This window comes from Methyloversatilis sp. (assembly GCF_051861465.1).
Lineage (GTDB): Bacteria > Pseudomonadota > Gammaproteobacteria > Burkholderiales > Rhodocyclaceae > Methyloversatilis.
Genome location: NZ_JBHYCQ010000001.1, coordinates 188106 through 204844 on the forward strand (window position 1 = coordinate 188106; position 16739 = coordinate 204844).

Genomic DNA, 16739 nt, shown 5'->3' on the forward strand with positions numbered 1-16739 from the left:
GCATGGCGACAGGCCTTTTTCATCTGGGAGAACCCATGTTCAAACGCATATTTCAACTGTTTCTGCTGAGTTTCGCCCTGAGCGCCGGTGCCCAGGCGAACGTCGCGAAGACGCCCGACACGCTCGTGAAGGAAGTCACCGAAGAGGTGCTGAACACCCTGCGAACCGATGCAGCCATCAAGGCGGGCGACAAGAAGCGTGCGGCAGAACTGGTGGAAACCCAGGTGATCCCGCACTTCAATTTCTCGCGCATGACGCAGCTGGCCATGGGTCGCGAGTGGGCAAACGCGTCGGACGAGCAGAAGGGTCAGTTGATCACCGAGTTTCGTACGCTGCTGGTCCGCACCTATTCGAACGCGCTGACCAGCTACAAGAACGAGACGGTCGAATTCGATCCGTTCCGCATGACGCCCGAGCAGACCGACGTGACCGTCAAGACTAAGGTCGTTCGTGCAGGCGGTCGGCCGATCCCGATCGACTATGCGCTCGAAAAGAACGGTGAAGGCTGGAAGGTCTACGATGTGAGCGTCGCAGGCGTGAGCCTGGTGACCAATTATCGCGAAACCTTCGCCTCCGAAATTCGTGCCGGCGGCGTCGACGGTCTGGTCAAGTCCTTGCGTTCCAAGAATTCCCCGCCGGCAGCCGCTGCAAAATGATCGCTCTGGATGGCGATGTGCTGCGGGTGACCGGTGCGATGCGTCTGGCCGAGGCGGTCAGTCTGCGCGACGCCGGTCTCGCATTGATCGGATCCGCCCGGTCGATCGATCTGTCCGGTGTGAAGGAAGTGGATTCGGCTGCCATCGCCGTGCTGCTCGCCTGGGAACGTGCATCGTCCGGTTCGACTGGCCCGCTGCCGGTCGTCGGTGCGCCAGACGGACTGCTCAGCCTGTCCAACCTGTACGAAGTGTCGTCGTTCTGCGGACTTGACGCCGCGTCCTCCGCACGCTGATCGCTGTCTTTCCCGGCACCGCAGCGGTGCCCGTCCCGACGCATGTCCATGTCTGATCCGTCCGCCGCCTTGCTGATCGATGGCGTCTGCAAGCGATATGGCTCGCTTCAGGCACTCGATCACGTCTCGCTGACCGTGCGGCAGGGCGAATTCTTCGGCCTTCTTGGCCCGAACGGTGCCGGCAAGACCACGCTGATTTCCCTGCTTGCCGGACTCGGCCGCGCCGATTCCGGCGTGATACGGGTGATGGGGCACGACGTGGTGGCCGACTATCGCGACGCACGGCGCAATCTGGGGGTGGTGCCGCAGGAACTCGTGTTCGATCCCTTTTTCACGGTGCGCGAAACGCTGCGCATCCAGTCCGGCTACTTCGGCCTGCGCCGCAACGATGACTGGATAGACGAAATCCTGCATCACCTCGACCTCCACACGAAGGCTGACGTGAACATGCGTGCGCTGTCGGGTGGCATGAAGCGGCGGGTGCTGGTCGCGCAGGCGCTGGTGCACCGGCCGCCGGTCATCGTGCTGGACGAACCGACCGCCGGTGTCGATGTCGAGCTGCGCCAGGGCCTGTGGGCCTTTGTGCGCGACCTGAACCGGCAGGGCCACACCATCGTGCTGACCACCCACTATCTGGAAGAAGCGGAAAGCCTGTGCGGGCGCATCGCCATGCTGAAGCAGGGGCGGGTGATAGCACTCGACAATACGGCTGATCTGCTGGCGCGGCCGATCCAGCAGTCGCTGCGCCTTCGCTTGCGCGGCGACGTCGCGCTGCCAGCCGATCTGCGCGCCGCCGCGCGCGCGACTGCAGACGGGCGCGTTGCGCTTTCGCTCGACAACGCCGATGCAGTGAGCGCCTGTCTCGCCCGCCTGCACGCCGCTGGCGTCGGACTGGAAGAGATCGAACTGGTCCGTCCGGATCTGGAAGACGTGTTCATCTCCATCATGCAGGAGGCCGCGTGAGCATTGCGCTGCGTACCCTTCTATACAAGGAGGTGCTGCGCTTCTGGAAGGTCGGCTTCCAGACCGTCGGCGCACCGGTACTGACCGCGTTGCTCTACCTGTTGGTGTTTTCGCACGTGCTCGACCGTCAGGTCGAAGTGTATGGTGGCGTGAGCTACACGGCTTTCCTGGTACCCGGTCTGGTGATGATGAGCCTGCTGCAGAACGCGTTCTCCAACAGTTCCTCGTCGCTGATCCAGTCGAAGGTGACCGGCAACATCGTGTTCGTGCTGCTGCCGCCGATTTCGTATCGCGAGTTCTACGCCGCCTACGTGCTGGCGGCGGTCATCCGCGGGCTGGTGGTCGGCGCCGGCGTCTGGCTGGTGACGCTGTGGTTCGTCGACTTGCCGTATGCGCATCCGCTGTGGATACTTTTTTTTGCCACCCTGGGCGGCGCCATCCTGGCCAGCCTGGGTGTGATCGCCGGCATCTGGGCCGACAAGTTCGACCAGCTTGCAGCCTTCCAGAATTTCGTCGTGATGCCGCTCACCTTCCTGTCTGGTGTGTTCTACTCCATTCACTCGCTGCCGGCGTTCTGGCAGACGGTGTCGCACGTCAATCCGTTTTTCTACATGATCGATGGTTTCCGTTACGGCTTTTTCGGCCAGTCGGATGTTTCGCCATGGATCAGCGCCCTCGTCGCGGGCGGCAGTTTCGTGGCGTTGACCTATGCCACCCTGAACATGCTGGCCCGCGGCTACAAATTGAGAAGTTGATATGGTTACTCCGCAAAGCATTGAGTCCTCCATCACAGCCGGCATCGCCTGTGACCACTGTCAGGTGTCCGGTGACGGCCAGCACTTCGAGGCGGTCATCGTGTCCGCGGCCTTCGACGGTCTGACCCGCATCCGCCGTCACCAGCTCGTGTACGCCGCGCTGGGTGATCGCATGCGCGAGGAAATCCACGCGCTGTCGATGAAGACGCTGACGCCGGCCGAGTGGAAGGCCTGAACGCACGATGGACAAGCTGTTGATCGAAGGCGGTCATCGCCTGCAGGGCGAGGCCGAGATGTCGGGTGCGAAGAATGCGGCGCTGCCCATCCTGTGCGCCGCGCTGCTGACACGTGAGCCATTGACGCTGACCAATGTGCCGCAGCTCAACGACATCGGCACCATGCTCAAGTTGCTGGCGCAGATGGGTGTGGCCGTGCAGCGCGACGGCTCGGTCGTCACCCTGGACGCATCCGGGCTGGACAATCCGCTGGCGCCCTACGAAATGGTGAAAACCATGCGGGCGTCCATTCTGGTGCTCGGCCCGCTGGTGGCTCGCTGCGGCGAGGCGAAGGTGTCGCTGCCCGGCGGCTGCGCGATCGGCGCGCGACCGGTCGATCAGCACATCAAAGGTCTGACTGCGATGGGCGCCGACATTGCGGTGGAACACGGCTATGTCGTCGCGCGCACGTCGCGCCTGCGTGGCGCGCGCCTGTTCACCGACATGGTGACCGTGACCGGCACCGAAAACCTGATGATGGCGGCCGTGCTGGCCGATGGCGAAACGGTGATCGAGAATGCCGCCCGCGAGCCGGAAGTCGTCGATCTGGCGAACTGTCTGGTCGCCATGGGCGCGCGCATTTCAGGCGCCGGCAGCGACGTGATCCGCATTCAGGGCGTCGAGCGACTGCATGGCGCGACACATCGCATCATGCCGGACCGCATCGAAACCGGTACCTATCTGTGCGCGGCGGCCGCCACCGGCGGCGAAATCCGCCTGACCGGCACGTCGGCCGCTTACCTCGATGCCGTGGTCGACAAGCTGATGGATGCCGGCTGCGACATCCGCACCGAGAAGTCGCCGTCCTTTGAAGCCATCGTGCTGCGGGCGCCGCAACGGCTGAAGGCGGTTTCGATCCGTACGGCGCCCTATCCGGCCTTTCCGACCGACATGCAGGCGCAGTTCATGGCAATCAATGCGCTGGCCGAAGGCACGTCCATCATCCGCGAAACGATTTTCGAGAATCGCTTCATGCATGCGGTCGAACTGGCGAGGCTGGGCGCGGATATCCGCATCGACGGCAACACCGCGGTGGTGCAGGGTGTGGCGCAGCTCGATGGGGCGACCGTCATGGCGACCGATCTGCGCGCGTCGGCCGGACTGATCATCGCCGGCCTCGTGGCGCGCGGTGAAACCGTGATCGAACGCATCTATCATCTGGATCGCGGCTATGAGCGCATCGAACAGAAACTGACCGCGCTCGGCGCCACCGTCAGGCGCCTGTCCTGACCTGCCATCGACGTTCCCGCGGCCGACTCATCCGCCGCCGATCCAACCGCTAACGAGGCACACCGTGCAAGGCATCACCCTCGCCCTGTCCAAGGGTCGCATTTTCGAAGAAACGCTGCCGCTGCTTGCGGCGGCCGGCATCGAACCGACCGACGATCCCGAGACGTCGCGCAAGCTCATCATCGGAACCAACCGGCCGGATGTGCGCCTGGTCATCGTGCGCGCGTCCGACACGCCGACCTATGTGCAGTACGGTGCGGCGGACATCGGCATCGCCGGCAAGGATGTGCTGCTGGAACACGGCGGCGCCGGTCTTTACCAGCCGATCGACCTGAAGATTGCGTGCTGCCGCCTGAGTGTGGCGACGCAGGCCGGGTTCGACTACGAGCAGGCGGTGCGCCGCGGCGCGCGCCTCAAGGTGGCGACCAAGTATGTGCACACGGCGCGCGAACATTTCGCGGCCAAGGGCGTCCACGTCGACCTGATCAAGCTGTACGGATCGATGGAACTGGCGCCGCTGGTCGGACTGGCGGACGCCATCGTCGATCTGGTCAGCAGTGGCGGCACGCTGCGTGCGAACAATCTGGTCGAGGTCGAACACATCATGGACATCAGTTCCCGGCTCATCATCAATCAGGCTTCACTGAAGGTGAAGCACGATGCACTGTCGCCGATACTCGAGGCGATCGTAGGGGCGGTGCAATGAGTACCGCCATCCGACGCATGGATTCCGGCGCGCCGGATTTCATCGAACAGCTCGATGCGCTGCTCGCCTTCGACGCGTCGACCGACGACGCCATCGAAGCGGCAGTGGCCGGCATCCTGCGCGATGTGCGTGCGCGCGGCGACGAAGCCGTGCTTGACTGTACCCGCCGTTTCGACCGCCTCAACGCGGCGTCGATGGTCGAACTCGAACTGCCGCGCAGCGTGCTCGACGAGGCCTATGCCAGTCTGGGCGACGAGCAGCGCGCGGCATTGGTCGAGGCCGCCGACCGCGTGCGCCTGTATCACGAGCGCCAGAAGCAGGCGTCGTGGGAATACACCGAAGCGGACGGCACCACGCTGGGCCAGAAGGTGACGCCGCTTGATCGCGTCGGCCTGTATGTGCCGGGCGGCCGTGCGTCCTATCCGAGTTCGGTGCTGATGAATGCCGTGCCGGCGAAGGTCGCGGGCGTGTCGGAATTGATCATGGTCGTGCCCACCCCGGGTGGCGAGCGCAATGCACTGGTGCTTGCAGCCGCCGCCATCACCGGCGTCGACCGCGTGTTCACCATAGGTGGCGCCCAGGCGGTCGGCGCGCTTGCCTACGGCACGCAGAGCATTCCGCAGGTGGACAAGATCGTCGGCCCGGGCAATGCGTATGTGGCCAGCGCCAAGCGCCGGGTGTTCGGCACGGTCGGCATCGACATGGTGGCCGGGCCGTCCGAGGTGCTGATCATTTCCGATGGCCACGGCAATCCGGACTGGGTCGCGATGGACCTGTTCGCCCAGGCCGAGCACGACGAGCTTGCCCAGTCCATCCTGCTATGCACCGACGCCGCCTTCATCGACCGTGTGCATGCATCGATAGACCGTCTGCTGCCTGATATGCCGCGACGCGACACCATCGCCACGTCCCTCGCCAACCGGGGAGCGCTGATCAAGGTGCGCGACCTCGGGGAGGCGTGTGACATCGCCAACCGGATCGCGCCGGAGCACCTCGAAATCTGCACCGAAACGCCGCGCGACTGGGTGGACCGCATCCGGCATGCGGGTGCCATGTTCCTCGGTCACTACTCGGTCGAGGCGCTGGGCGACTACTGCGCAGGCCCGAATCACGTGCTGCCGACGATGCGCAGTGCGCGCTTCTCCAGTCCGCTTGGCGTGTATGACTTCCAGAAGCGCACGTCCATCCTCGAAATATCCGCTGAAGGCGCGCAGAAGCTCGGCCGCATTGCGTCGGTGCTTGCGCATGGCGAAGGTCTGCAAGCGCACGCACGTTCGGCCGAAATGCGTCTGAAGGACTGATTCCCCCGGCTGCGACGACTCGGCGTACAGTGGCGCCGGGTCACGTGCCGGCAGGGTGGCCGGCGCGCATCAATGCAATGATGCGGATGAGGGGAGTACGCATGCGGCCATCGGAACTGCCGACCGGAGAGAGTCCGGCCCCGGGTGATGCACAGGGGCTTCCGTTTCCGGTCGTCCGTGAAGTGACACTGTTCGCGCCATTCGACTGGCTTGCCAAGGGTGCTGCGGATCTTGCCGGCAATCCGGCCGCCAGCATTTTCTACGGCGGCTGTTTCGCCTTCATGGGCGTGCTGCTGTCGGTCGTGTTCAGCCACGCGTATCACCTCACCTCGGCGCTGGTCTGCGGCTTCCTGCTGCTGGGCCCTTTTCTTTCGCTCGGTCTGTACGACCTGTCGCGCCGGCGCGAAGCCGGTGAAACACCCATGCTGGCGCACTCGCTCACCGCCGGTCAGCACAATGCCGGGGCAATCGGCGTGTTCGCCGTCGTGCTGATCATCATCTTTCTCGTGTGGGCGCGCGCGTCGCTGGTCGTGTTCGCGCTGTTCTATACCTCTGAAATGCCGTCCGCCAGCCGATTTGTCGAACAGGTGGTCAGTCTGGAGAACGTCGAATTCCTGCTGGCCTACGCAGTGGTCGGCTTCATCTTTGCGTCACTCGTGTTCGGTGCCAGTGTGGTTGCCATTCCGCTGATGCTGGACCGGCGGCAGGACGCGGTCACGTCGATGCTGGCGAGCCTGATTGCGCTCGGTCGCAACCCCGGCCCGATGCTGGTGTGGGCCGTGCTGATCGTGTTGCTGACCGTGGCCGGCTTCACGACCTTGTTCCTAGGCCTGATCGTGCTGATGCCGCTGATCGGGCACGCAACATGGCATGCCTACAGGGCGCTGGTCGAACCCCTGCCAGCGCCCTGAGCTTTCCCCCGCCTGGTGCCGGCAGGTTATCGGCGCAGGCGCGCGGCCACCAGCGCCAGGCCTGCCAACATCATCCATCCCCCGGATACCTCCGGCACCGGCGACACCGCTTCCGAAAACGCCGCGAGGGCAGGTTGCGCGCTGGCGTGATCGCCATCCGTGAAGCCGGTCCAGTTCGATGCGGCGTTGACCAGCAGCCGATAAGCTGCGAAATCGGCTTCGCCGCTGCGTGGTCCGGTGTATTCCGCGAAGTCGGTGCTGGCCGGCAGAATGATGGCATCGACGCCGGCCTGCAGCCCGGCGGCAGAGAGCGCGTTCGTGGCGGCGACGTTTGCTTCGGATGACACCGCGGCGAGGAAGGTGGTCGGGCTGTTGGCGGCCGTGCCCAGGTAGGCATACACGGTTTCGGCGGTGCTGCTCAACGCACGGCTGCCCGACGAGGTCAGCGCGCCGATGGACACCGCGCGGCTCGCCTGATCGATCTGGCTGAAGCGGATCACGCTGCCCGCGGCGATCGATGCCGCGCCGGTGTTCCAGGTGTGAAAGCCTTCGGCGCTCGAAAATGCGTCGCCGCCCCAGTTGCTGTCGGTGAAGTAGATCGTGCTGTCAGCCGCCAGTTCGGCAAGGGTCACGATGGCCCAGCCATCTTCATCGGTGTTCAGTGCGGTGAACGCAATGTCACCGGTACTCAGTGCGAATGTGTGCGGCGCCGACAGGCACAGCGAGACAGCCAGAAGCTTGCGTGCTGACAACATGGGACTCTCCTTGGGAAATGTGATGAGCCGCCCCGGTGAAGGCGGATTTCTTCGGGTGTGTCCCTGGCAGCCGTTCAAATGCCGCTTGTTGAATTATCTATTGTGCATACACCCGGGCCAAGAGTATTCCATGTGGGTGAAATGATCAAACGCCACAGCTTGGGGTAACGCAGGGAATAGTCAGCGCAAGGTCATGCCGGTCCAGCCATCCTTGCGCAGGCAGTCGTACAGGCCGCGGGTGACGGTCTTGGCGACCGGATCGGGTTCGTGGCCGGCACCGAGTGTCGACAGGCAGGCTGCCTGTGAAGCCATCAGTGCCGAGCCGTCGGCACCGGCTTTGGCCCACATGGCAATGGTGATGCGCGACAGCGGGTCTTTCGGTACGGCAGGTTTGGCGGCCGCTGCGGCAGTCGGTCGGGCCGCGGTGGCCTTCTTTTCCGCCGGGGCAGAGCCGGAAGAGGGTGCGACGGCCGGCTTCCCGCCTGCAGTCGCGCCCGCCGCTGCGGCAGAAGTCACTGCAGCGGTCACCGGCGCGACAGCTTCTTCCTCGACTTCGGCGGCGTCGTCGTCCACCGGCGCGAATCCGAGTTGCGACAGTTCTTCCATCGACCGCGTCCACCATCCTTTTTCGTCCATGCACCGGGAGAAGGCGCTGCGCTCCGAAGTGGTGCTCTTGCATTCGGCTTCGGCGCGGCGGAAGTCTTCACCGCCAGCGCCTTGCTTGAACGAAATGCCGGTGCAGCCGGCGAGCACGGCGATCAGGGCGGACTGGAGCAGGGTACTGGCAAAGCGATGCATGACTGAACGACCTGGGGATGTGGACCCGACAGCTCTAGCAAGAAGCGCTCCGCAGTTGCGGAATCGGGTCAGGAAACCTGCAGGATGTCCCGCAGTGCGGCGACCAGCGATGCGCAGTGCGCATCGGTACCGATCGTGACGCGCAGAAACTGGTCGATGCGTGCTGCCTTGAAGTGACGCACCAGGATGCGCCGCTCGCGCAGTGCCAGCGCCAGCGCGGCGGCGTCGTGCGCCGGATGGCGGACGAACAGGAAGTTGGCGGCAGACGGCAGGACTTCAAAGCCCAGCGCAGCCAGATCGGTGCGCAGGGTTTCTCGGCTGGCCATGACGCGCCGGCGCGTCTGGTCGAACCATTCGACGTCCTTGATCGAGGCGGTGGCGCCAACGAGGGCCAGGCGGTCGAGCGGGTAGGAGTTGAAGCTGTCCTTTACCCGCGCCAGCGCTTCGATCAATGCCGGGTGTCCGACTGCGAAACCCACGCGCAGACCGGCCAGCGAACGCGACTTCGACAGCGTCTGCGTGACCAGCAGATTGGGGTGGCGATCAATCAGCGCCACCGCCGATTCGCCGCCGAAGTCGATGTAGGCCTCATCGATCACCACCGGGCAATCGGGCAATGCAGCGGCCAGCCGGTCGATGTCGTCCAGTGCCAGCAGGCAGCCGGTCGGGGCGTTCGGATTCGGAAAGATCACCGCGCCAGGCCGGCGCGCGATCAGATCATCGACGCGGATCGCGAACTGCGCGTCCAGCGGCACGCGCTCGAAGGCGATGCCGTACAGCCGGCAGTAGACCGGGTAGAAGCTGTAGGTGATGTCCGGGAAAACCAGCGGCCGGTCGTGTTTCAGCAGACCGATGAAGGTATGCGCCAGCACCTCGTCGGAACTGTTGCCGACGAAGACCTGATCCGTCCCGATGCCGAAACGTGCGGCGATCGCCTCGCGCAGCAGCAGGCCTGTCGGTTCCGGATACAGCTTCAGCCGGTCGCCGTCGCGGCCCAGTTCGGCCTGTATGGCCGCCACGGCGTGCGGGCTCGGTGGATAGGGGCACTCGTTCGTGTTGAGCTTGATCAGGCCTTCGATCTTCGGTTGTTCGCCCGGGGTGTAGGGCGACAGGGTGCTGACGACGGGGCTCCAGAACTGGCTCATGATGATCGCGGCGGTGACGTGTTGAAACAGGGGAACGGGCAGTCGGCGCGACGGGCGCTGCAAATGACCGCATCCGAGTCGATGTTATCATTCGGTACTTGCGATTCCGGCGCTGCGCCGGAGCGATTTTCCGACGGCGATCCGACCATTCATGCGGCAAGCAGACATCACGCGCAACACGCTCGAAACCCAGATCAGCGTGCGCATCAATCTCGATGGCAGCGGCCAGGGCAAGCTCGATACCGGCATCCCCTTCCTTGACCACATGCTCGACCAGATCGTTCGCCACGGCCTGATCGATCTCGAAGTCAGTGCGAAGGGTGATCTGGAAATCGATGCCCACCACACGGTGGAAGATGTCGGCATTTCGCTGGGTCAGGCTTACGCCAAGGCGGTCGGCGACAAGAAGGGGCTGCGCCGCTACGGCCACGCCTATGTGCCGCTCGACGAAGCGATGTCGCGCGTCGTTGTTGACCTGTCCGGCCGTCCGGGCCTTGTTTACAACGTCGACTACACGCGGGCGCGCATCGGAGATTTCGACGTCGACCTGGTGCGCGAATTCTTCCAGGGCTTCGTCAATCACGCGCTCGTCACACTGCACATCGACAATCTGCGCGGAATCAATGCCCACCATCAGTGCGAAACAGTGTTCAAGGCCTTTGCCAGAGCCTTGCGTGCGGCCAGCGAGCGCGATGATCGCGCATCCGGCCAGATGCCGTCGACTAAGGGCTCGCTCTGAGCGTTTGCCTGATTTCGAGCCCCACCATTCCGCGTTCCACTCCTTTCCGCGCCACTCATGACCCGCGTTGTCATCATCGATTACGGTATGGGCAACCTGCGTTCGGTCGCCAAGGCGATCGGACACATTGCGCCGGCTGCCGATGTCGTCGTCAGCAGCGACCCGCGCGATGTCGCAGCGGCCGACCGGATCGTGTTTCCGGGGCAGGGGGCCATGCCCGACTGCATGCGCGAACTCGATCTGCGCCAGTTGCGCAGCACGGTGATCGATGCCGCCGCGAACAAGCCCTTCCTCGGCATCTGCATCGGTCTGCAGATGTTGTTCGAACACAGCGAAGAGGGTGATCATCCCGGTCTCGGCGTGCTCGACGGCGAAGTCCGGCGTTTCGACGATCCGGTCGATCCGGTGAGCGGCGCCCGGCTGAAGGTCCCTCACATGGGCTGGAACGGCGTGCGGCAGATAGCGAAGCACCCGCTGTGGGCAGGCATTCCGGATGAAGAGCGCTTCTATTTCGTACACAGTTACTATGTGGTGCCGCGGAACGCTGACGTGACCGCAGGCGAAACCTGTTACGGCGCGCCCTTTACCAGCGCCATAGCGCGCGATAATATTTTTGCCGTTCAGTTCCATCCCGAAAAGAGTGCGCACGCCGGACTGCGCCTGCTGGCCAACTTCATCGACTGGACACCCTGATGGACGACGCCGGGCAGCGCTGCCCGACCTTGACTGTCTCCGATATCCCTTTTCTGACCCAACCCGACCTCGTGCCATGCTGCTGATTCCTGCCATCGACCTCAAGGACGGCCACTGCGTACGCCTGAAGCAAGGCGACATGGATGTGGTGACCGTATTTTCGGAAGACCCGGCTGCCATGGCCCGGCATTGGCTGGATGCCGGCGCGCGCCGCTTGCATCTGGTCGATCTGAACGGCGCCGTGGCCGGCAAGCCGAAGAACGAATCGGCCATCAAGGCCATCGTGCGCGAACTGGGTGACGAAATCCCGATCCAGCTCGGCGGTGGCATCCGCGACCTCGACACCATCGAACGCTACCTGGATGACGGCATCAGCTACGTCATCATCGGCACCGCCGCGGTGAAGAGCCCGGGGTTCGTGCATGACGCCTGCGGCGCGTTTCCCGGCCACATCATCGTCGGACTGGACGCGCGCGACGGCAAGGTTGCGGTGGATGGCTGGTCGAAAATGACCGGCCACGATGTCGTCGACCTGGCGAAGAAGTTCGAGGACCAGGGCGTCGAAGCCGTCGTCTACACCGACATCGGCCGCGACGGCATGCTTGGCGGTGTCAACATCGAAGCGACCGTCAAGCTCGCCCAGGCGCTGCGCATCCCGGTCATTGCCTCGGGCGGCGTGACCAATATGGACGACATCCGTGCGTTGTGCGCCGTCGAGGACGAGGGCGTCATGGGTGCCATCACCGGACGCGCCATCTATGAGGGCACGCTGGATTTCGCGGCGGCCCAGGCCGAAGTCGACCGTCTGAACGGCGACGCCTGATCCATCACTTTTGACGCGCGCCGCGCGGGAGTCCCATGCTGGCCAAGCGCATCATTCCCTGTCTGGACGTCAACGCCGGCCGCGTGGTCAAGGGCGTGAACTTCGTGGCCTTGAAGGACGCCGGCGATCCGGTTGAAATCGCTCGTCGCTACGACGAGCAGGGTGCTGACGAACTGACCTTCCTCGACATCACCGCCAGTTCGGATGCACGCGACATCATCCTGCACGTCGTCGAGCGGGTGGCCGATCAGGTGTTCATCCCGCTGACGGTGGGCGGTGGCGTGCGCGCGGTCGAAGACGTACGCCGCCTGCTCAACGCCGGCGCCGACAAGGTGAGCATGAATACGGCGGCGATCAACGATCCCGATCTGGTGGCACGGGCGTCCGGCAAGGTCGGCTCGCAATGCATCGTGGTCGCCATCGACGCAAAGCGCGTGGCCGACCGCGACGGTCAGCCACACTGGGAGGTGTTTACCCACGGCGGCCGCAACGCGACCGGCCTGGATGCGATCGCCTGGGCGCAGAAGGTCGAATCACTCGGCGCCGGCGAAATCCTGCTCACCAGCATGGACCGCGACGGCACGAAGAGCGGTTTCGATCTGGCGCTGACGCGCGCGGTGGCGGACGCGGTGCGTATCCCGGTGATCGCTTCGGGGGGTGTCGGCACGCTGGACCATCTGGTCGACGGTGTGCTGGATGGCGGCGCAGATGCCGTGCTGGCCGCCAGCATCTTCCACTTCGGCGAACATACGGTGCGCGAAGCCAAGGAACGCATGCGCAGCCGCGGCATCGAGGTCAGGCTGTGAGCGGGCCGGCCTGGGCGGACGACATCGAATGGGACGCGAACGGCCTGCTGCCGGTCATCGTGCAGGAAGCGGCCAGCGGCGACGTGCTGATGTTCGCGTGGATGAATCGTGAGGCGCTGACACGCACGGCTGAACTGCGCGAGGCCGTTTTCTGGTCGCGTTCGCGCGGCAGGCTGTGGCACAAGGGCGAGGAATCGGGTCACACGCAGAAGGTGCTGGACATCCGCCTCGACTGCGACCGCGACGTCCTGCTGCTGAAAGTTGAACAAACCGGCGGTATCGCCTGCCATACCGGACGTCACAGCTGCTTTTTCCATGCCTTGACGGATGAAGGCTGGGAAACGACCGAGCCCGTACTCAAGAATCCGGACGACATCTACAAATGATCGATATCGAAGTGCTGCATCGAGTGGCGCAGACCATCGCCGAACGCAAGGCGGCCGAGCCGGGCTCTTCATACGTGTCGTCGCTGCTGCACAAGGGTACCGATGCGATCTGCAAGAAGGTTGTCGAAGAAGCTGCCGAGACCATCATGGCGTCGAAGGACGGCAATGCCGGTCATCTGGTGAAGGAAGTGTGCGATCTCTGGTTCCACAGCATGGTGCTGCTGGCGCACCACGGGCTGACGGTCGATGACGTGCTGCACGAATTCCGCCGTCGCGAGGGTATTTCAGGTCTGGACGAAAAACGTTCGCGTACGACCTGAAGCACTGGTGTCGGCACACAATACGGTAATACGCGTATCCCAGAATGCGCCCCTCACGGACACACTGACGCCATGCAAGACAACGACTGCATTTTCTGCAAGATCATCGGCGGCAAGATTCCGTCGCGCAAACTGTATGAGGATGATCTGATCTACGCGTTTCACGACATCAATCCTGTCGCGCCGGTGCATTTCCTGATCATCCCGAAAGCCCACATTCCGACGCTGTCCGATGCCGCTCCGGCGCATGAGGCGGCGCTGGGCCGCATGCTTGCGAAAGTTGGCGAACTGGCGCGCGAAGCCGGCTGCACCGATGGCTATCGCACGCTGATCAACTGCGGAAGGGTGGGTCGGCAGGAGGTGTATCATCTTCACATGCATGTCGTGGGCGGGCCGGATCCCCTGCCGCCCATGATCGTTTTCGAGAGGTAATCATGGGTTCATTCAGCATCACGCACTGGTTGATCGTTCTGGTCATCGTGCTTCTGATCTTCGGCACGAAGAAGTTGCGTAATATCGGTTCCGACCTGGGTGGCGCGGTCAAGGGCTTCAAGGACGGCGTCAAGGGTGGTGAGAACGACGCCGCCGGTACACCTGAGCAGCCGACCCAGCACGTGGGCCGCACCATCGACGTCAAGGCCGAAGAGAAGGTCAAGTCCTGACCCTGACGGCCCGCCCCCGGTCGGGCCGCGTCCTCACACGGCCTCCGGGACGCAGTGCCCGGTGCCTCATCCGTCCAGTCCATGTTTGACATCGGTTTTTCCGAATTCCTGATCATCGGCATCGTTGCGCTGCTGGTGCTCGGCCCCGAGAGGCTGCCGCGCGCTGCGCGCACGGCCGGGCATCTGCTCGGCCGCCTGAAGCGCTACGTGAGCGATGTGAAATCGGACATTTCGCGCGAGATGCAACTGGACGAGTTGCGCAAGCTGCAAGCCCAGGTTGAACAGCAGGTGCGCGATGTCGAGCGCCAGGTCGATGAAACGGCGGCCGGCGTCAATAACGAAGCGGCCGGTCTGAGTGACCAGATGCGCGCAGCAATGGCCGAGCAGGACAAATACGCCGCTGTTGAAAACACCCTGATGGACCCGCCCCCGCCGGCCAACCCCGCCAAGCCGGCCGAAGACCCCGTATCCGGCCAGCTGTCGCTCGACATCCCGCCGCCCGGCACGATCGAGCCGGCGAATCGCGAAAAGGCATGAGACGCAGGGCATGAACGAACAGTCCGAAAGCTTCGTATCCCATCTGGTCGAATTGCGCGACCGGCTGCTGCGCGCCGTCATCGCAGTGGTCGTCGTGTTCGTCTGCCTGATGCCCTGGGCGGCGGACATTTACGACATCCTTGCCCATCCGCTGATGGTGGCGCTGCCGGAAGGGACGAAGATGATCGCCACCGGCGTCGTGACACCGTTCTTCGTGCCGGTGAAGGTGACGCTGATGCTGGCCTTCCTGATTTCGTTGCCGGTTGTGCTCTACCAAGTATGGGCCTTCATCGCCCCCGGTCTGTATGCACACGAAAAGCGCCTCGGCCTGCCGCTGATCATTGCCAGCACGCTGCTGTTCATCACCGGCATGGCGTTCTGCTACTTCCTCGTATTCGGCGTCGTGTTCAGTTTCATCGCGGAATTTGCGCCGAAAAGCATCACGCCGGCGCCGGACATCGAGCAATACCTGTCCTTCGTGCTGACCATGTTCACCGCCTTCGGCGTCACCTTCGAGGTACCGATCGTGGTCATCGTGCTGGTGCGCTTCGGGCTGGTGACGATCGCGCAACTCAAGGAAGCGCGGCCCTATGTGATCGTCGGAGCCTTCGTCGTGGCCGCGATCGTCACACCGCCGGATGTGGTGTCGCAATTGCTGCTCGCGATTCCGCTGTGCCTGCTGTACGAGCTCGGCATCCTGTTATCGCGCTTCATCAAGGCGTCCCCGGAGCGCAGCAAGACCACGCAGGACGCGTGATCACTCGTCGCGGCGCTGTGCCTGTGCGGTAACGGGGCGCTTGCCCACCGTGACGCCGAGGTCCTTTTCCGCGCCGCTGCGATAGATCTTCAGCGTGGCCTGCTGACCCGGCACCAGCGCTGCGATCAGCTGCAGCATGCCGGACGCGTCCTTCACCTTCCTGCCATCGACTTCAAGCAGCACGTCGCCGGGGCGGACGCCGCCGCGGTCAGCGGGACTGCCGCGCATCACACCGGCGATCAGCGCGCCGCCGGCGGCCGGGACCTTGAAGCTCTCCGCCAGTTCGGGCGTCAGTTCCTGTACCTCCACACCGACCCAGCCACGTGTGACCGAGCCGTTGGCGACGATCTGTTCCATCACGCTGCGCGCCGTACTGACGGGAATGGCGAAGCCGATGCCCAGCGAGCCGCCGCTGCGCGAGTAGATCGCCGTGTTGATGCCGACCAGATTGCCGTCGGCGTCGACCAGGGCGCCGCCCGAATTGCCCGGGTTGATCGCCGCGTCGGTCTGAATGAAATTCTCGAAGGTATTGATGCCCAGCTGCGAGCGGCCGAGCGCTGACACGATGCCCATCGTGACCGTCTGTCCGACGTCGAAAGGGTTGCCGATCGCCAGCACCACGTCGCCGATACGCAGGCCGTCGGTTGCACCGAAGCTGGCAGCCGGCAATTTGGTCGGGGCCTTGACCCGCAGCACAGCCAGATCGGATTCGGGGTCGCTGCCGATCAGCGTTGCCGGATACTTGCCGCCGTCGTTCAGCGATACCTCGATTTCGTCGGCGGCCTCGACCACGTGGTTATTGGTCAGCACGACCCCATCCTCGCTGACGATGACGCCCGAACCCAGCCCCATCTGGCGCTGTGGCTGGTTGCCGAGCCGGTCGCCGAAAAAGTGGCGGAACACCGGATCATTCATCAGCGGGTGCTGCGGTGCCTTCACCGCCTTGGTCGTGAAGACATGCACCACCGACGGCAACGCCTTCTGCGCCGCGTCGGCGTAGGTGACGACCCTGGCGGCCTCGATGCGTGCGGGCGCCGTCACCACATCAGGCAGCAGGGCTGCCTGCGCGGCCGATACCGCCGCACTGCTGCCTGTCTGGCCGTTGCGCGCGGGCAACCAGTCGGGGCGCAGCGTCGCGACGACGAAAAGCACGGCCAGCGCGGCCGTGACCGATTGAGCGAAGACGAGCCACAGACGCTGCATAATCAGGAGTTGGAAACCGGGGGGA

Annotated in this window: 23 protein-coding genes; 19 read left to right on the top strand and 4 right to left on the bottom strand. The window is 64.1% G+C overall.

The genetic code is table 11. The annotated features are described in order from the left end of the window. Positions 1-35: 35 nt before the first annotated feature. The 9 genes from ACTIFF_RS00815 to ACTIFF_RS00855 all read left to right on the top strand — a co-directional run bounded on the left by ACTIFF_RS00815 (position 36) and on the right by ACTIFF_RS00855 (position 7090). The gene (locus tag ACTIFF_RS00815; protein WP_439535110.1) at positions 36-656 is read left to right on the top strand and encodes an MlaC/ttg2D family ABC transporter substrate-binding protein; all 621 of its coding nucleotides are present in this window, start codon (positions 36-38) and stop codon (positions 654-656) included. Continuing rightward, entirely contained in the window at positions 653-949 is a 297-nt protein-coding gene (locus ACTIFF_RS00820) for an STAS domain-containing protein (RefSeq protein ID WP_439535111.1), read from the top strand. The genes ACTIFF_RS00815 and ACTIFF_RS00820 overlap by 4 nt, the downstream gene beginning before the upstream one ends. Positions 950-997: 48 nt before the next feature. Then, entirely contained in the window at positions 998-1912 is a 915-nt protein-coding gene (locus tag ACTIFF_RS00825; protein WP_439535112.1) for an ABC transporter ATP-binding protein, read from the top strand. After that, positions 1909-2667 (top strand): ABC transporter permease, encoded by a 759-nt coding sequence (locus ACTIFF_RS00830; protein WP_439535113.1) that lies wholly within the window; start codon positions 1909-1911, stop codon positions 2665-2667. Before ACTIFF_RS00825 ends, ACTIFF_RS00830 begins: the two co-directional genes overlap by 4 nt. A 1-nt stretch (position 2668) precedes the next feature. Next, positions 2669-2902 carry a BolA family protein gene (locus ACTIFF_RS00835; RefSeq protein ID WP_257080517.1) on the top strand — a complete coding sequence of 78 codons (234 nt, stop codon included), beginning with the start codon at positions 2669-2671 and terminating at the stop codon, positions 2900-2902. A gap of 7 nt (positions 2903-2909) precedes the next feature. Further along, positions 2910-4172: a UDP-N-acetylglucosamine 1-carboxyvinyltransferase gene (gene murA, locus ACTIFF_RS00840; RefSeq protein ID WP_439535114.1), complete on the top strand. Its 1263-nt coding sequence runs from the start codon at positions 2910-2912 to the stop codon at positions 4170-4172. Between the two features lie 64 nt (positions 4173-4236). Next, entirely contained in the window at positions 4237-4878 is a 642-nt protein-coding gene (hisG, locus tag ACTIFF_RS00845; RefSeq protein WP_439535115.1) for an ATP phosphoribosyltransferase, read from the top strand. Then, positions 4875-6179, top strand: coding sequence for a histidinol dehydrogenase (gene hisD, locus ACTIFF_RS00850; RefSeq protein ID WP_439535116.1), 1305 nt, complete (start codon positions 4875-4877; stop codon positions 6177-6179). Before hisG ends, hisD begins: the two co-directional genes overlap by 4 nt. A 101-nt stretch (positions 6180-6280) precedes the next feature. Then, entirely contained in the window at positions 6281-7090 is an 810-nt protein-coding gene (locus ACTIFF_RS00855; protein WP_439535117.1) for a DUF2189 domain-containing protein, read from the top strand. A 26-nt stretch (positions 7091-7116) separates the two neighbouring features. Here the strand turns inward: ACTIFF_RS00855 and ACTIFF_RS00860 are convergent, their stop codons facing one another. From ACTIFF_RS00860 to ACTIFF_RS00870, 3 genes are all read right to left on the bottom strand, one after another. After that, complete coding sequence (locus ACTIFF_RS00860) at positions 7117-7845, bottom strand: hypothetical protein (RefSeq protein WP_439535118.1); 729 nt, start codon at positions 7843-7845, stop codon at positions 7117-7119. Positions 7846-8025: 180 nt separating this feature from the next. Continuing rightward, complete coding sequence (locus ACTIFF_RS00865) at positions 8026-8643, bottom strand: hypothetical protein (RefSeq protein WP_439535119.1); 618 nt, start codon at positions 8641-8643, stop codon at positions 8026-8028. 68 nt (positions 8644-8711) lie between these two features. Further along, positions 8712-9788: a pyridoxal phosphate-dependent aminotransferase gene (locus ACTIFF_RS00870; RefSeq protein ID WP_439535120.1), complete on the bottom strand. Its 1077-nt coding sequence runs from the start codon at positions 9786-9788 to the stop codon at positions 8712-8714. Positions 9789-9939: 151 nt separating this feature from the next. Here ACTIFF_RS00870 and hisB point away from each other — a divergent pair, with 151 nt between their 5' ends. The 10 genes from hisB to tatC all read left to right on the top strand — a co-directional run bounded on the left by hisB (position 9940) and on the right by tatC (position 15511). Then, on the top strand, positions 9940-10527 hold the full coding sequence (hisB, locus tag ACTIFF_RS00875) for an imidazoleglycerol-phosphate dehydratase HisB (protein WP_069039436.1): 588 nt from the start codon (positions 9940-9942) through the stop codon (positions 10525-10527). 57 nt (positions 10528-10584) lie between these two features. Then, on the top strand, positions 10585-11220 hold the full coding sequence (gene hisH, locus ACTIFF_RS00880; RefSeq protein WP_439535121.1) for an imidazole glycerol phosphate synthase subunit HisH: 636 nt from the start codon (positions 10585-10587) through the stop codon (positions 11218-11220). A 76-nt stretch (positions 11221-11296) separates the two neighbouring features. Further along, complete coding sequence (gene hisA, locus ACTIFF_RS00885) at positions 11297-12043, top strand: 1-(5-phosphoribosyl)-5-[(5-phosphoribosylamino)methylideneamino]imidazole-4-carboxamide isomerase (protein WP_069039438.1); 747 nt, start codon at positions 11297-11299, stop codon at positions 12041-12043. Positions 12044-12078: 35 nt separating this feature from the next. Further along, positions 12079-12849, top strand: a complete 771-nt coding sequence (gene hisF / locus ACTIFF_RS00890; protein ID WP_439535122.1) for an imidazole glycerol phosphate synthase subunit HisF — start codon at positions 12079-12081, stop codon at positions 12847-12849. Further along, on the top strand, positions 12846-13235 hold the full coding sequence (hisI, locus tag ACTIFF_RS00895) for a phosphoribosyl-AMP cyclohydrolase (RefSeq protein WP_439535123.1): 390 nt from the start codon (positions 12846-12848) through the stop codon (positions 13233-13235). Before hisF ends, hisI begins: the two co-directional genes overlap by 4 nt. Further along, positions 13232-13555 (top strand): phosphoribosyl-ATP diphosphatase, encoded by a 324-nt coding sequence (locus ACTIFF_RS00900; protein ID WP_439535124.1) that lies wholly within the window; start codon positions 13232-13234, stop codon positions 13553-13555. The genes hisI and ACTIFF_RS00900 overlap by 4 nt, the downstream gene beginning before the upstream one ends. Before the next feature lie 72 nt (positions 13556-13627). Continuing rightward, positions 13628-13987, top strand: coding sequence for a histidine triad nucleotide-binding protein (locus tag ACTIFF_RS00905; RefSeq protein WP_439535125.1), 360 nt, complete (start codon positions 13628-13630; stop codon positions 13985-13987). A gap of 2 nt (positions 13988-13989) precedes the next feature. Beyond that, positions 13990-14217, top strand: a complete 228-nt coding sequence (gene tatA / locus ACTIFF_RS00910) for a Sec-independent protein translocase subunit TatA (protein WP_305634322.1) — start codon at positions 13990-13992, stop codon at positions 14215-14217. Between the two features lie 81 nt (positions 14218-14298). Next, positions 14299-14754, top strand: coding sequence for a Sec-independent protein translocase protein TatB (tatB, locus tag ACTIFF_RS00915; RefSeq protein ID WP_439535126.1), 456 nt, complete (start codon positions 14299-14301; stop codon positions 14752-14754). Positions 14755-14764: 10 nt separating this feature from the next. Beyond that, a complete protein-coding gene (tatC, locus tag ACTIFF_RS00920) occupies positions 14765-15511 on the top strand; it encodes a twin-arginine translocase subunit TatC (protein ID WP_439535127.1) in 747 nt (248 codons plus the stop codon). On the opposite strand, the gene ACTIFF_RS00925 is transcribed toward tatC, so the two are convergent. Beyond that, on the bottom strand, positions 15512-16714 hold the full coding sequence (locus tag ACTIFF_RS00925) for a Do family serine endopeptidase (RefSeq protein ID WP_439535128.1): 1203 nt from the start codon (positions 16712-16714) through the stop codon (positions 15512-15514). Positions 16715-16739 lie beyond the last annotated feature (25 nt).

Excerpts from the sequence above, each read along its gene's own strand:
- ACTIFF_RS00870 (WP_439535120.1), bottom strand. The coding sequence starts at position 9,788 with ATGAGCCAGTTCTGGAGCCCCGTCGTCAGCACCCTGTCGCCCTACACC.
- hisF (WP_439535122.1), top strand. The coding sequence starts at position 12,079 with ATGCTGGCCAAGCGCATCATTCCCTGTCTGGACGTCAACGCCGGCCGC.
- ACTIFF_RS00865 (WP_439535119.1), bottom strand. The coding sequence starts at position 8,643 with ATGCATCGCTTTGCCAGTACCCTGCTCCAGTCCGCCCTGATCGCCGTG.
- hisA (WP_069039438.1), top strand. The coding sequence starts at position 11,297 with ATGCTGCTGATTCCTGCCATCGACCTCAAGGACGGCCACTGCGTACGC.
- hisD (WP_439535116.1), top strand. The coding sequence starts at position 4,875 with ATGAGTACCGCCATCCGACGCATGGATTCCGGCGCGCCGGATTTCATC.
- tatB (WP_439535126.1), top strand. The coding sequence starts at position 14,299 with ATGTTTGACATCGGTTTTTCCGAATTCCTGATCATCGGCATCGTTGCG.
- ACTIFF_RS00825 (WP_439535112.1), top strand. The coding sequence starts at position 998 with ATGTCTGATCCGTCCGCCGCCTTGCTGATCGATGGCGTCTGCAAGCGA.
- ACTIFF_RS00835 (WP_257080517.1), top strand. The coding sequence starts at position 2,669 with ATGGTTACTCCGCAAAGCATTGAGTCCTCCATCACAGCCGGCATCGCC.
- ACTIFF_RS00925 (WP_439535128.1), bottom strand. The coding sequence starts at position 16,714 with ATGCAGCGTCTGTGGCTCGTCTTCGCTCAATCGGTCACGGCCGCGCTG.
- ACTIFF_RS00860 (WP_439535118.1), bottom strand. The coding sequence starts at position 7,845 with ATGTTGTCAGCACGCAAGCTTCTGGCTGTCTCGCTGTGCCTGTCGGCG.
- tatC (WP_439535127.1), top strand. The coding sequence starts at position 14,765 with ATGAACGAACAGTCCGAAAGCTTCGTATCCCATCTGGTCGAATTGCGC.
- ACTIFF_RS00900 (WP_439535124.1), top strand. The coding sequence starts at position 13,232 with ATGATCGATATCGAAGTGCTGCATCGAGTGGCGCAGACCATCGCCGAA.
- tatA (WP_305634322.1), top strand. The coding sequence starts at position 13,990 with ATGGGTTCATTCAGCATCACGCACTGGTTGATCGTTCTGGTCATCGTG.
- ACTIFF_RS00905 (WP_439535125.1), top strand. The coding sequence starts at position 13,628 with ATGCAAGACAACGACTGCATTTTCTGCAAGATCATCGGCGGCAAGATT.
- ACTIFF_RS00855 (WP_439535117.1), top strand. The coding sequence starts at position 6,281 with ATGCGGCCATCGGAACTGCCGACCGGAGAGAGTCCGGCCCCGGGTGAT.
- hisH (WP_439535121.1), top strand. The coding sequence starts at position 10,585 with ATGACCCGCGTTGTCATCATCGATTACGGTATGGGCAACCTGCGTTCG.
- murA (WP_439535114.1), top strand. The coding sequence starts at position 2,910 with ATGGACAAGCTGTTGATCGAAGGCGGTCATCGCCTGCAGGGCGAGGCC.
- ACTIFF_RS00820 (WP_439535111.1), top strand. The coding sequence starts at position 653 with ATGATCGCTCTGGATGGCGATGTGCTGCGGGTGACCGGTGCGATGCGT.
- ACTIFF_RS00815 (WP_439535110.1), top strand. The coding sequence starts at position 36 with ATGTTCAAACGCATATTTCAACTGTTTCTGCTGAGTTTCGCCCTGAGC.
- hisB (WP_069039436.1), top strand. The coding sequence starts at position 9,940 with ATGCGGCAAGCAGACATCACGCGCAACACGCTCGAAACCCAGATCAGC.